This window comes from Streptomyces regalis (assembly GCF_001509475.1).
Lineage (GTDB): Bacteria > Actinomycetota > Actinomycetes > Streptomycetales > Streptomycetaceae > Streptomyces > Streptomyces regalis.
Map to the genome: position 1 here is coordinate 1 of NZ_LLZG01000421.1, position 13,134 is coordinate 13,134.

Annotated in this window: 10 protein-coding genes; 3 read left to right on the forward strand and 7 right to left on the reverse strand. The window is 69.1% G+C overall.

Annotation, left to right across the window (positions count from 1 at the left end; genetic code table 11):
* Together ADL12_RS48435 and ADL12_RS48440 are read left to right on the forward strand one after the other, a co-directional pair.
* Nucleotides 1–1,624, forward strand: a 1,624-nt coding sequence (locus ADL12_RS48435; RefSeq protein ID WP_062715630.1) for a fibronectin type III domain-containing protein, incomplete at its 5' end; no start/stop codon positions are given.
* Between the two features lie 5 nt (nt 1,625–1,629).
* Nucleotides 1,630–3,615, forward strand: a complete 1,986-nt coding sequence (locus tag ADL12_RS48440; protein ID WP_062715631.1) for a PA14 domain-containing protein — start codon at nt 1,630–1,632, stop codon at nt 3,613–3,615.
* 248 nt (nt 3,616–3,863) lie between these two features.
* Here the strand turns inward: ADL12_RS48440 and ADL12_RS48445 are convergent, their stop codons facing one another.
* The 7 genes from ADL12_RS48445 to ADL12_RS48475 form a co-directional block, all read right to left on the reverse strand.
* Nucleotides 3,864–4,172 carry a hypothetical protein gene (locus ADL12_RS48445; protein WP_062715632.1) on the reverse strand — a complete coding sequence of 103 codons (309 nt, stop codon included), beginning with the start codon at nt 4,170–4,172 and terminating at the stop codon, nt 3,864–3,866.
* 104 nt (nt 4,173–4,276) lie between these two features.
* Nucleotides 4,277–5,110: an SDR family oxidoreductase gene (locus tag ADL12_RS48450; RefSeq protein ID WP_062715633.1), complete on the reverse strand. Its 834-nt coding sequence runs from the start codon at nt 5,108–5,110 to the stop codon at nt 4,277–4,279.
* Between the two features lie 117 nt (nt 5,111–5,227).
* The gene (locus tag ADL12_RS48455) at nt 5,228–5,680 is read right to left on the reverse strand and encodes a heat shock protein transcriptional repressor HspR (protein WP_062715634.1); all 453 of its coding nucleotides are present in this window, start codon (nt 5,678–5,680) and stop codon (nt 5,228–5,230) included.
* A 5-nt stretch (nt 5,681–5,685) separates the two neighbouring features.
* The gene (gene dnaJ / locus ADL12_RS48460; RefSeq protein WP_062715635.1) at nt 5,686–6,870 is read right to left on the reverse strand and encodes a molecular chaperone DnaJ; all 1,185 of its coding nucleotides are present in this window, start codon (nt 6,868–6,870) and stop codon (nt 5,686–5,688) included.
* A 33-nt stretch (nt 6,871–6,903) separates the two neighbouring features.
* Nucleotides 6,904–7,554: a nucleotide exchange factor GrpE gene (gene grpE, locus ADL12_RS48465; protein WP_062715636.1), complete on the reverse strand. Its 651-nt coding sequence runs from the start codon at nt 7,552–7,554 to the stop codon at nt 6,904–6,906.
* Complete coding sequence (gene dnaK, locus ADL12_RS48470; protein ID WP_062715637.1) at nt 7,551–9,407, reverse strand: molecular chaperone DnaK; 1,857 nt, start codon at nt 9,405–9,407, stop codon at nt 7,551–7,553. The genes grpE and dnaK overlap by 4 nt, the downstream gene beginning before the upstream one ends.
* Before the next feature lie 94 nt (nt 9,408–9,501).
* Entirely contained in the window at nt 9,502–10,566 is a 1,065-nt protein-coding gene (locus ADL12_RS48475; protein WP_062715638.1) for an MraY family glycosyltransferase, read from the reverse strand.
* Between the two features lie 219 nt (nt 10,567–10,785).
* Between ADL12_RS48475 and ADL12_RS48480 the strand changes: the two genes are divergently transcribed.
* Nucleotides 10,786–13,068 (forward strand): (Fe-S)-binding protein, encoded by a 2,283-nt coding sequence (locus tag ADL12_RS48480; RefSeq protein WP_062715639.1) that lies wholly within the window; start codon nt 10,786–10,788, stop codon nt 13,066–13,068.
* The last annotated feature ends 66 nt before the right edge of the window (nt 13,069–13,134 follow it).

Sequence of the window (13,134 nt, forward strand, 5' to 3'; positions counted from 1 at the left end):
GCACACCCTCCGCGTCGACTACGTCAACTGGACCGGCTCCGCCAAGGTCAAGTTCACGTACACGCCCCGCACCTCCGCCACCGTCGACAAGGTCAAGCCCCTCGCCCCGACGGGCCTTGCCTGGGACTCCTACCCCGACGCGGAGGACTACGCGAGCACCACGCTCACCTGGGCGAAGAACAAGGAGATGGACCTCGCCGGCTATCGCGTCTACCGGCGTGTGCAGGGCACGAGCACCTGGACCCGGGTGGCCACGACCACCGGCACCAGCGTCCACGACAGCACACCGGCGACAGGGAAGTCGTACTACTACGAGGTCCGCGCCTACGACAAGGCGGGCAACGAGTCCACCGGCAGCGCCGACCAGGGCCCCGTCGAGACCCCCGACCGCACCGCGCCCGCCGCGCCGGTCCTGAGCGCCGAGGGCGTGGAGGCCTCCAACAACCTCTCCTGGGCGGCCTCCGCGGACGCGGTCCGCTACCGGGTTTTCCGCAAGACGGCCTCGGAGACCACGTACACCGTGCTCGCCGACACCACGACCACCGGCTACACGGACACCTCGGCCTCATACGGCCGCGCCTACGACTACAAGGTCAGCGCGATCGACGCGGCCGGCAACGCGGCGGCCTCCAACGTCGTGCGCAGCACCCGCACCATCACTCCGCCGCAGAACGTGACGGCGACGGTGCCGAGCTGGGGCGTCGTGTTCACCTGGACCGAGCCGGCCGGCGGGGACACCGCCGACTACGACGTGTACCGCTCGACCACCTCGCCGGTGGCCCTGACCTACGACAACCTCACCGACTGTCGCAGCCGGAAGACCAGCACGGACGCGGCCGGCAACACGACCCGCAGCTGTACCGACTACGACGGCGACCGGGGCACCACCTACCACTACGTGATGACCCGGAAGAACACGGCCGGCCGCTGGTCCACCGGCTCCGCCGTGCTCACCGTCACCCGGCCCGGCGACGAGATCGCGCCCCCGCCGGTGACCAACCTGACCGCCGAGTCCCTGGAGTACGGCGTCAAGCTGGACTGGGACGACAGCACGGCGGCGGACCTGGAGAAGTACTGGGTCTACGAGGACCTGTCCTGCTGTGAGCCGGAGTACCTCGGCACGGTGGCCGCGGGCACGTCCGAGTTCGTCGTGGGCCCGTCGGTGGCGGACGGCGAGACGAGGACGTACATCGTCGTGGCCGTCGACAAGTACGGCAACTCCCTTGCGTACCAGGACGATCCCGACGTCGCCGACTGGAGCGGGCCCGTTTCCAAAGTCACCGCCACCGAGCTCGACCTCAGGCCGTCGACCGTCCCCGAGGACACCGCGCCCTGCTCCGTGAACACCTACACCACCCTCGGCGACCACGGCGGCATGTACATCGACTGCGCCGACTCGGTGGCCACGGAGGCCGCCGGCATCAACGTCTACCGCTGGGACCGCGCGACGAGCACCTACGTCAAGGTGACGGACACCCCGCTGGCGCCGACCGCCACCAACTACACCGACCCGACCATCCCCAGGGGCACGACCGTCTACTACATGCTCTCGGTCGTCGCGCCCGACGGCTCGGAGACCTTCAGCAACGTGGACTCCAGCGTGTCTCTGCCGAGTGGAGCGTGAACCGGATGCGAACCTCCCTGCGCCGCACCGCCGTCCCCGCGACCGCCGTCGTGCTCGCCACGACCGGCGGCCTCCTCACGGCCGTCGCAGCCCCCGCGTCGGCGGCCGTCACCTGCACGTCCCCGGTCTACAAGCGGCAGTTCTTCGCGAACACCACCTTCTCCGGCACCCCGAAGAAGACCGACTGCGACTCCGCGATCAGCGAGAGCTGGGGCGCGGGAGCCCCAGCCACCGGACTGCCGACGAACAACTTCGGCGTCCGCTGGACCGTCACCCGCGACTTCGGCTCCGGCGGCCCCTTCGCCCTCACCGCCGCCGCCCAGGACGGCATCCGCGTCTACCTCGACGGCGTCCGCAAGATCGACCTGTGGAAGAACACCTCCACGACCGTCTCCAAGACCGTCAACGTCACCATCCCGTCCGGCAAGCACACCCTCCGCGTCAACTACGTCAACTGGACCGGCTCCGCCAACGTCAAGTTCACGTACACCCCGCGCACTTCGGCCACCGTCGACAAGGTCAAGCCGCTGACGCCGCTGGACCCGCTGGTGTCGTACAACACGGCGACCAACGAGACCAGGCTGAGCTGGACGAAGAACCGGGAGATGGACCTCGCCGGCTACCGCGTCTACCGGCGTCTGCGCGGCAGCACCAGCTGGACGAAGGTGGGGACGACCACGGCCACGAGCCTGGCCAACACCCCGCCCGCGACCGGCGCCGACTACTACTACGAGGTCCGCGCCTACGACAAGGCCGGCAACGAGTCCACCGGCACCGCGGACGCGCTGGTCACCAGCATCACGCTGAAGACGCCCGCCGGCTTCACCGCGTCCGCCACCGACACCGGGGCCGCACTGAGCTGGTCGGGGGTCAGCGGCGGGGTCATCTACCGCGTGCAGCGAACCGACTTCTACGGCGCCGTCACCAAATCCTGGGACCTCAGGTACACGCTGAGCCTCACCGACGACACGCTCGCCCGCGGCGAGATCGCCAAGTACCGGGTGGCGGCGGTGGACGGCTCGGGCCACGTCTCGCCGTACACCGACCTCCAGACGGTGACCCGCCCGCTGGCCACCCCCCGCGAGCTCACGGCGACCGCGGGCATCGGCAGCGCGACCCTGACGTGGACGATGAAGCCGGAGGACGCCCCGTACAGCGAGTTCCGCGTCTACCGCTCCACGACCCTGCCCGTGAGCACCTCGACGGCCCAGTCGGTGACCTGTACGACCACCTTCACCACCCTGGCCGACGGCTCCCGCCGCTACAGCTGCGGCGACTTCTCGGCCGAGGAGGGCACGACCTACCACTACGCGGTGCAGTCCGTGCAGTGGCCCCACACGTCCCGTCTCTCCAACACCGCGACCGTCACCACGCTCACCTCGGACAAGCCCCCCGCCCCGGTCACGGGCCTGACGGCGACGGCGACGGAGTACGGCATCGAGCTGGACTGGGCCGACAACACCGAGGAGGACCTGCACCGGTACGTCCTCTACCGCGGTGAGCTGCTCGGCGAGGAGGGCGATGAGCAGGTGTGCTCCGGCTCGGAGTGGGCGTGGTTCAACGTCACAGAGACCTCCTACCGGGACGTCACCCTCCCCGACGGGCAGCGACGCTGCTACTGGGTGGAGGCCCGGGACCAGGCGGGCAACTCCAGCAGGTGGGCCGGCGCCGCGCATGTGGTCGTCGTGGACGAGCTGGACCTGACCCCGTCGGTGGCGACGCCGGAGGGCTCGCCGCTCACGGTGGCGGCGCGTGACGAGGGCGCCCAGGGCGTCCACGTCTCCTGGAACGACGAGTCCGCGACCAGGTACGACGTGTTCCGCTGGAACCCGGTCAGCAAGCAGTACGAACTGCTGACGACCACGGCCGACCGCTGGTACTACGACACCACCGCACCGAGGGGCACCACCCACCACTACTGGGTGACCGCCCACTACGCCGACGGCACACAGTCCCTGCCCGGCGCAGACCACGTGATCCTCGAGCCGTGAGGGGCGCCGCCCCGCTCACCGTCCGTCTGGACACCGAGCGGGGCGAAGTCGTCGTCGAGGGCGAGGCGATGCCTCGGATCGTGCTGAGCCGCGCCGCCGGTACCGAGACCGACGACCACATCGTCGGAACCCGGGACGGCGGTCGGCTGACCCGGCGTTCGTTCCGGGTCGACGTCCGGCATGCGGGCCATGTCTGGCGGCTGGCCCCGTGGAACGGGGCCGGCAGCGCCACACATCGAACCGGAGACTTATCCGGGGAACGGCTTGCTCGCGTCCTCTTCAGCCTTGATGCACGCGTCGAGCTTCTTCTGCAGGGCGGCCGCGTCGCTGAGCGCCTTCCTGGCCGCCGCGTGCTCCCCCAGCTGCTTCAGCTTGGCGGCCTTGGTCTTGAGGTCGGCGATCTGCTTGCGCAGTTGGCTCTTGTTGCACGTGACGGCAGCCTTGGCCGAGACCGCGGTCTGGTCGGCGGACGTGGCGGCGTGAGCGGGCACCGACGTGATGAAGAAGCCGCCGACGATGGCCGCGGAGACGGCCAGCGCGGAAAAGCGCTTGGTCATGAGTTGTTTCCCCCAGATATGGGCTTGCATTGGTCGGAGTCGAGCTTACAGAGCTCTTTGAACCCGCCAGTAACCGGCTCTGGTGGCCCGGGTGTTGAGCGTGGTCAGCTGAAGGCCCCAGCATGCTCCGACACCCATTGCCGAAACGTCCTGGACGGACCCCCGACAATCAGCGAAACCGTGTCGCGCACCATGAGGAGTTCCTCGTTGACATCGCCGCCCGTCACATCGAGCACCGCGTCCGCGGTCTCGTCGCCGAGGAAGGCGGCCATGTCGCGGTGGGCCTCCGCCCGGCTGACCTCGGCGAGCGCCACGTCCCTGCCCAGCACGTCCGCGAGGGTCTCGACCTGCTGCCGGGCGGTGATCCGCTCCGGGCCGGTCAGCGCATACGTCTGCCCTCGATGGCCGGGCTCGGTCAGTGCCGCCCGGGCCACCGATGCGATGTCCGCGGGGTGGATCGTGGGCAGGCCGACGTCCGCGTAAGGCACCCGGATCGCTTGGTGGCCGCGGATCGCCCCCGCCCACCACAGCGCGTTCGAGGCGAACTGTGTCGGCCGCAGGATCGTCCACGCCATGCCGCTGTCCTTGAGCAGACGCTCGACGGCCAGGTTCACCGCGGCCGGGTCCAGGTGCGGATGCGTCTGTACGGTGATGGACGACACCAGCACCACATGCTCCACGCCCGCCGCCCGCGCGGCTTCGACGATTTCGGCGTCCGGGCCGAGGCCCGGCACGTGGAACAGCTTGCGCACCCCCGCCAGCGCGGGCTTCAGTGAATCCGTCCGGGCGAAGTCGCCCTCGACCGCCTCGACCCCTGCCGGGAAGACGGCCCGCGGGGCGTCCCGGGTGAGCGCTCGCAATGGTCCGGCGTCGACGCCCCGGAGTTCCTTCAGGAGGGCGCTTCCTGTGTTTCCGGTTGCCCCGGTCACGAGAATCATGCAGGTGACGCTAGGACCTCAACCGAACTTGACGTCAAAAAGGCCCTGGGCCCGCAGTCTCACCGGATTCATCTGATCCAGCGAAACCGCGGGCCCAGGGCCCCAATTGACGTCCAGTCAGTCGGACGACTGCTGCCGCTTCGGCCGCCACACCACCAGCGCGCTGGTCTGCTGAACCTCCTGGTACGGCACCAGATCCCGGCGGTACGACGCGTGCACCGCCGCCTCGCGCTGCTGCATCGCGGCGGCGGCGCCCTCTACGGCGGCCTGGAGTTCGGCCACCCTCGACTGCAGCGCCGCGACCTGGTTCTCCAGTTCGATGATGCGCTTGATGCCGGCCAGGTTGATGCCCTCGTCCTGCGACAGCTGCTGGACGGTGCGCAGCAGTTCGATGTCGCGGGCCGAGTAGCGGCGGCCCCGGCCGGCCGTGCGGTCCGGAGACACCAGGCCCAGACGGTCGTACTGGCGCAGCGTCTGCGGGTGCAGGCCGGAGAGCTGGGCCGCCACCGAGATGACGTAGACCGGGGTTTCCTCGGTCAGTTCATACGGGTTGCGTCGACGACCGTCCATCTGACTCATGCTCCCTTCGCGGCCTGGAACAGCTCCGCCCGCGGGTCCTCGCCCGCGGTCGCCTCGCGATACGCCTCGAGTGCGTCACGAGCCTTCCCCGTCAGGTCCGTCGGAACACTCACCTCGACGGTGACCAGGAGATCACCGCGGGTGCCGTCCTTGCGGACCGCGCCCTTGCCCCGCGCCCGCATGGTGCGCCCGTTGGGCGTGCCGGGCGGCAGTTTCAGGGTGACCGGCGGTCCGCCCAGGGTGGGGACCCTGACCTCGCCGCCGAGGGCCGCCTCCGTGAAGGTCACGGGGACGGTCACCGTGAGGTTGTCGTCCTTGCGGCCGAACACCGGGTGCGCGTCGACGTGCACGGTGACGTACAGGTCACCGGCCGGGCCGCCGCGCTCACCGGGTGCGCCCTTGCCGCGCAGGCGGATGCGCTGGCCGTCCGACACCCCGGCCGGGATGCGGACCTGCATGGTCCTGGACGACTTCGCCCGGCCACTGCCCTTGCACTCCAGACACGGGTGCTCGGCCATCAGGCCGCGCCCCTTGCAGTCCGGGCAGGGGTCGGTCAGCGAGAAGCCGCCACCGGAACCCCGCGCCACCTGGCCGGTGCCGACGCAGGTCGGGCACACCCTCGGCGTGCCGTTCTTGTCGCCGGTGCCGGCGCAGGCCTTGCAGGGTGACTGCGAGGACATGCGCAGCGGGACCGTCGCGCCCTCGATCGCCTCGGTGAAGCTGAGGCTGACCTCGGTGTCGATGTCCTGGCCGCGCCTGGGCTGGGTGCGGGTCGTGCCCGTGCCGCCACGATTGAACAGGCCCCCGAAGACGTCACCGAGTCCGCCGCCGAAGCCGCCGGCTCCCCCTTGCCCCTGACCCTGGGCACCGCCTCCGAAGAGGTCGCCCAGGTCGAAGTTGAAGGAGCCGCCCGCGCCGCCCGGCCCCGGGCGGAAGCCGCCGTTGCCGAAGAGGGCGCGTGCCTCGTCGTACTCCTTGCGCTTCTTGGGGTCACCGAGGACGTCGTTCGCCTCGGAGATCTCCTTGAAGCGCTCCTCCGCCTTGGCATTGCCCTTGTTGGCGTCCGGGTGGTACTCGCGGGCGAGCTTGCGGTAGGCCTTCTTGATCTCGGCCTCGGTGGCGTCCTTGGGGACGCCGAGGACCTTGTAGAAGTCCTTCTCGATGAAGTCCTTGGTGCTCATCCTCGACGCCCCTCCTCTCTCCTCGGTTCAACGTCAGCCCTCGTCCGGGCCACCGCTCTCCTTGTCGTCGGCCGCCTCGGTCGCCTCGTCGGCCTTGACCGTCTGCGCGCCCGGCTGGGGCTCGGCGACGGCCACCCGCGCGGGGCGGATGGTGCGCTCGCCGATGCGATACCCGGGCTGCAGGATCGCCACGCAGGTCGTCTCGGTGACATCCGGCGCGTACGAATGCATCAGGGCCTCGTGGATCGTCGGGTCGAAGGGCTCGCCCTCCTTGCCGAACTGCTGCAGACCCATCTTCGCCGCGACGGTCTCCAGCGACTCCCCTACGGACTTGAATCCGCCGACGAGTTCGCCGTGTTCCCGCGCGCGGCCGATGTCGTCGAGCACGGGCAGGAGCTCGGTCAGGAGGTTCGCGATGGCGATCTCCTTGACCGTGATCCGGTCGCGCTCGACGCGGCGGCGGTAGTTCTGGAACTCGGCCTGGAGCCGCTGGAGGTCCGCGGTGCGCTCTTCGAGCGCCTTGCGCACCTGGTCCAGCTGTGCCGTCAGGCCGGCGATCTGTGCTGATGCGTCCCCGGCCGGGGCCGCCCCCTCCTGGGGAGCGCCCGCCGGCTCGGCGTCTTCAGGGGTGGCGCCGGAGGGGACGTCAGGCTTCTCCTCGAAGCCCGGGGTCTCCTCCGTCACGCGGCACCGTCCTTGCGCTCGTCGTCCACGATCTCGGCGTCCACGACGTCGTCGTCAGCGGCCCTGGCGCCGGCACCACCCTGGGTGGCGCCCTCCGGACCGCCGGCGGCCTGCGCGCCCTGGGCGTCGGCGTACATGGCCTGGCCGACCTTCTGGGAGACCGCGGCGACCTTCTCGGTGGCGGTGCGGATCTCGGCGGTGTCCTCGCCCTTGAGCGCGGTCTTCAGCTCCTCGACGGCGGCCTCGACCTCGGTCTTGACCTCGCCGGGGACCTTGTCCTCGTTGTCCTTGAGGAACTTCTCCGTCTGGTAGACGAGCTGCTCGCCCTGGTTGCGGGTCTCGGCGGCCTCGCGGCGGCGGTGGTCCTCGTCCGCGTACTGCTCGGCCTCCTGGCGCATGCGGTCGACCTCGTCCTTCGGCAGCGAGGAGCCGCCGGTGACGGTCATCTTCTGCTCCTTGCCCGTGCCCAGGTCCTTGGCGGTCACGTGCATGATGCCGTTGGCGTCGATGTCGAAGGACACCTCGATCTGCGGGACGCCACGCGGCGCCGGCGGCAGACCGGTCAGCTCGAACATGCCGAGCTTCTTGTTGTACGCCGCGATCTCGCGCTCGCCCTGGTAGACCTGGATCTGCACGGACGGCTGGTTGTCCTCGGCCGTGGTGAAGATCTCGGACCGCTTGGTCGGGATCGTGGTGTTGCGCTCGATGAGCTTGGTCATGATGCCGCCCTTGGTCTCGATACCGAGGGACAGCGGGGTCACGTCGAGGAGCAGGACGTCCTTGACCTCACCCTTGAGGACACCGGCCTGGAGCGAGGCGCCGATGGCGACGACCTCGTCCGGGTTCACACCCTTGTTGGCGTCCTTGCCGCCGGTCAGCTCGCGCACGAGCTCGGCGACGGCGGGCATACGGGTGGAGCCACCGACGAGGACGACGTGGTCGATCTCGTTGATGGAGACGCCGGCGTCCTTCATGACGTTGAAGAACGGGGTCTTGCAGCGCTCCAGCAGGTCGGCCGTCAGCTGCTGGAACTGAGCCCGGGTGAGCTTCTCGTCCAGGTGCAGCGGGCCCTCGGCGGAGGCGGTGATGTACGGCAGGTTGATCGAGGTCTCGGTGGACGAGGACAGCTCGATCTTCGCCTTCTCGGCGGCCTCACGCAGACGCTGCAGCGCCATCTTGTCCTTGGCGAGGTCCACGCCGTGACCGGACTTGAACTGCTGCACCAGGTAGTCGACGACACGCTGGTCCCAGTCGTCACCACCGAGGTGGTTGTCACCGTTGGTGGCCTTCACCTCGACGACGCCGTCGCCGATCTCCAGCAGGGACACGTCGAAGGTGCCGCCACCGAGGTCGAAGACGAGGATCGTCTGGTCGTCCTTGTCGAGGCCGTACGCGAGCGCGGCCGCGGTGGGCTCGTTGACGATGCGCAGGACGTTCAGACCGGCGATCTCGCCGGCCTCCTTCGTCGCCTGGCGCTCGGAGTCGTTGAAGTACGCCGGGACGGTGATGACCGCGTCGGTCACCTTCTCGCCCAGGTAGGACTCGGCGTCCCGCTTCAGCTTCTGGAGGATGAAGGCGGAGATCTGCTGCGGGTTGAAGGGCTTCCCGTCGAGCTCCATCTTCCAGTCGGTGCCCATGTGACGCTTCACGGACCGAATGGTCCGGTCCACGTTGGTGACCGCCTGACGCTTGGCGACCTCGCCGACGAGCACCTCACCGTTCTTGGCGAAGGCGACGACGGAAGGCGTGGTCCTGGCGCCCTCGGCGTTGGTGATGACGGTGGGCTCGCCGCCCTCCAGAACGCTGACGACGGAGTTAGTCGTGCCCAGGTCGATGCCGACCGCACGTGCCATGGTTGATTCCTCCAGCTGACTTGAGTGGAACGGACTCAAGTGTGCATGACGCCCCCCGCCCGGTCAACAGAGCTGAGTCGACCCCACTCAACTCTTATCCGTTCCTTACGCGCAACTGGGCTCTGACCTGCGTAGATGTGGCCTGCACCGGCGGCCGAACGGAACCCCCTACGGGAAAAGAGGGTTGACGGCGAGGCGCGTAGGGCTTGATGAGCAGGAGTCCGAACACGGCGATGAGGGCACCCGCCCCCACCCAGAACACCCCCGACTCGGCGATCCATCCCATGTGCACGAGAACGCCGACGACCACCCCGGAGAAGGCCGCGAGACCCAGCAGGACGGCCACCGCCGGCGGGGTGAGCCCGATCCGGCGCAGCCGATGGGCGAGATGATCGGGCCCGCCCCGCAGCAGCGGCCGCCCGGCCAGCCGGCGGGACAGCACCACCAGGAGGACGTCGGCGGTGGCGAGCGCGGTGAGGGCGTAGAGCACACCCAGGCTCGACACCGGATCGTGGCCGGTACGGGTCATCACGGCCGTCGACGCCAGCACGAACCCGACGAACAGGGATCCGCACGCCCCGAGCCCGATCCGCGCGGGATGCCAGTTGTGCATGAGGAAACCGGTCAGGGCGGCGGCCAGCACGCTCAGCAGCACGGCCAGTTCGTCCATCACCTCGGCCGCCGCCAGCAGCCCGACGCCGAACGCGGTGACGACCCCGACGGTGCCGGCCAGCCCGTCCGCATGGTCGAGCGCCTTGAAGCCGACGGCGACGAGGACGATCCAGCCGACGGCCGGCACCCCCAGCAGGAAGCCCGTCTCGCCGTACGGCACCACGCAGGCCGCCGCCACGGCCGTACCGCCGATCAGGAACCGTGCCTTCACGCGCCGTACGTCGGCGACCAGCCCGAGCACGGCGACGGCGACGGCGGCCATCAGCAGCCGCTCGACCTGAGGGCCCAGCGGGGCAAAGCCCGTCCACTCCCCCGCGGCGACGACCAGGCAGGTCACGAGCACGACGCCGGCACCGCCGAGCAACGGCAGCGGCCGCTGGCGCCGACGGTCGACGATGCCGAGGCGCAGGGCGGGCAGCCGGAGCAGCGCCGCGAGGAAGGCGGCGAGGAGGAGGGAGGTGGTGGCGGCTGCGATCCCGTAAAGCACGGGGCTAGGTTAGTGCCGTATATACCATTTCGGGATGAATAACACGATCAGTCCTTAAGGCAACCCTCAGCGACTCACATCACTCCGCACCTGGCTACAGTGCGGCAGAGGATGCGGGTAGTCTCAGACAGACTGAATAAGTTACCGCTTAGTAATGTCCTCTCAGTAATGTCGAGGGACCCCCTCGAACCACCCCTCGCAGGCCCGAGGAGCCCCGAAATGCAACTCGCCGCGATCATCGTGTCGCTGGTGCTGACCGTGGTCGGCGTTGCGCTGCTCGCACGCGCCATCGGCCAGTTCGTCCGGTACTTCAAGCTCGGCCAGCCCGTGCCCGCCGGCAGCCGCACCGACAACCCCTACCAGCGCAGTGTGACGCTGGTGAAGGAGTTCCTCGGGCACACCCGGATGAACCGCTGGGGCATCGTCGGCTTCGCCCACTGGTTCGTGGCCGTCGGCTTCCTGACGCTGCCGCCGACCCTGGCCCAGGCGTTCGGCCAGCTCTTCCAGGCCGACTGGGTGCTGCCGGTCATCGGCGACTTCCTGCCGTTCGAGATGTACACCGAGTTCATCGGCGTGATGACCGTCCTGGGCATCGCCGTACTCATCGTGATCCGTCTGCTGAGCCTGCCGTCGCGGGCGGGCCGCAAGTCCCGCTTCGCGGGCTCCAAGGCCGGCCAGGCGTACTTCGTCGAGTACGTCATCCTCACCATCGGCCTCGCGATCTACGTGCTGCGCGGCCTGGAGGGCGCGATCCACCACGTCGAGGGCTACGAGGCCGGGTACTTCGCCTCGTACCCGCTGGTCCTGGCCTTCAAGGGCCTGAGCGTCACCGCGCTGCAGAACCTGGTCTACTTCACCGCGATGGTGAAGATCAGCACCTCGTTCATCTGGATGATCGTGGTCTCGCTCAACACCAACATGGGCGTGGCCTGGCACCGCTTCCTGGGCTTCCCGAACATCTGGTTCAAGCGCAACGCCACCGGTGAGACGGCCCTCGGTGCCCTCCAGCCCATGACCTCCGGCGGCAAGCCGATCGACTTCACCGACCCGGGCGAGGACGACGTCTTCGGTGTCTCCCAGGTCGAGCAGTTCTCCTGGAAGGGCCTGCTGGACTTCTCCACCTGCACCGAGTGCGGCCGCTGCCAGTCGCAGTGCCCCGCCTGGAACACGGGCAAGCCGCTCTCCCCGAAGCTGCTGATCATGTCGCTCCGGGACCACGCGCACGCCAAGGCGCCGTACCTGCTGGCCGGTGGCGGCAAGACCATGGAGGGCGAGGAGAAGGCGTCCGAGGAGCAGCTCAAGGACGTCCCCGCGGCCGCCCTCGCGGAGGCCGAGCGCCCGCTGATCGGCACCGTGGAAGAGAACGGCGTCATCGACCCGGACGTCCTGTGGTCCTGCACCACCTGCGGCGCCTGCGTCGAGCAGTGCCCCGTCGACATCGAGCACATCGACCACATCGTCGACATGCGCCGCTACCAGGTGATGATCGAGTCCGCGTTCCCGTCCGAGGCGGGCACGATGCTCAAGAACCTGGAGAAGAAGGGCAACCCCTGGGGCCTGGCCAAGAAGCAGCGCCTGGAGTGGCTGAAGGAAGTCGACTTCGAGGTGCCGGTCGTCGGCAAGGACATCGAGGACCTCACCGAGGTCGAGTACCTGTACTGGGTCGGCTGCGCGGGCGCCCTGGAGGACCGGGCCAAGAAGACCACCAAGGCCTTCGCCGAGCTGCTGCACATGGCGGGCGTGAAGTTCGCGATCATGGGCGGCGACGAGAAGTGCACCGGTGACTCCGCCCGCCGCCTCGGCAACGAGCCCCTGTTCCAGGAGCTCGGCATGGAGAACGTGGCCGCGCTGAACATGGCCTTCGGCGAGGAGATGGACGAGGACGGCAACGTCACGCCCGAGTCGAAGAAGCCGAAGTCGGCGAAGAAGATCGTCGCCACCTGCCCGCACTGCCTCAACACGATCGGCAACGAGTACCCGCAGATCGGCGGCGACTACGAGGTCATCCACCACACCCAGCTGCTCCAGCACCTCGTCGACGAGGGCAAGCTGGTCCCGGTGACCCCGGTCGAGGGCATCATCACCTACCACGACCCGTGCTACCTGGGCCGCCACAACAAGATCTACACGCCCCCGCGCGAGATCATCGCGAGCGTCCCGGGCATCCGCAACGAGGAGATGCACCGCCACAAGGAGCGCGGCTTCTGCTGTGGCGCCGGTGGTGCCCGGATGTGGATGGAGGAGCGGATCGGCAAGCGCATTAACAACGAGCGCGTCGACGAAGCTCTCTCGGTCAACCCGGACATCGTCTCGACGGCCTGCCCGTTCTGCCTCGTCATGCTGACCGACTCGGTCAACGGCAAGAAGAACGAGGGCAAGGCCAAGGAGTCCGTCCAGGTCGTCGACGTCGCCCAGCTGCTACTGGAGTCGGTCAAGACGCCGGTGGACCCCGAGGACGCTGCGGAGACGGAGAGCGAGCCGGAGCCCGAGCCGGTGAAGTAGCCGCTACGGCCGTCCGGCGCCCTCTGCCCTCATCGGGCAGGGGGCGCCGTCGTACGTCGGGGTCGT

Bases quoted from the DNA above. Each gene is read 5' to 3' on its own strand.
- ADL12_RS48440 (WP_062715631.1), top strand. From the start codon at position 1,630: ATGCGAACCTCCCTGCGCCGCACCGCCGTCCCCGCGACCGCCGTCGTG.
- ADL12_RS48445 (WP_062715632.1), bottom strand. From the start codon at position 4,172: ATGACCAAGCGCTTTTCCGCGCTGGCCGTCTCCGCGGCCATCGTCGGC.
- ADL12_RS48450 (WP_062715633.1), bottom strand. From the start codon at position 5,110: ATGATTCTCGTGACCGGGGCAACCGGAAACACAGGAAGCGCCCTCCTG.
- ADL12_RS48455 (WP_062715634.1), bottom strand. From the start codon at position 5,680: ATGGACGGTCGTCGACGCAACCCGTATGAACTGACCGAGGAAACCCCG.
- dnaJ (WP_062715635.1), bottom strand. From the start codon at position 6,870: ATGAGCACCAAGGACTTCATCGAGAAGGACTTCTACAAGGTCCTCGGC.
- dnaK (WP_062715637.1), bottom strand. From the start codon at position 9,407: ATGGCACGTGCGGTCGGCATCGACCTGGGCACGACTAACTCCGTCGTC.
- ADL12_RS48480 (WP_062715639.1), top strand. From the start codon at position 10,786: ATGCAACTCGCCGCGATCATCGTGTCGCTGGTGCTGACCGTGGTCGGC.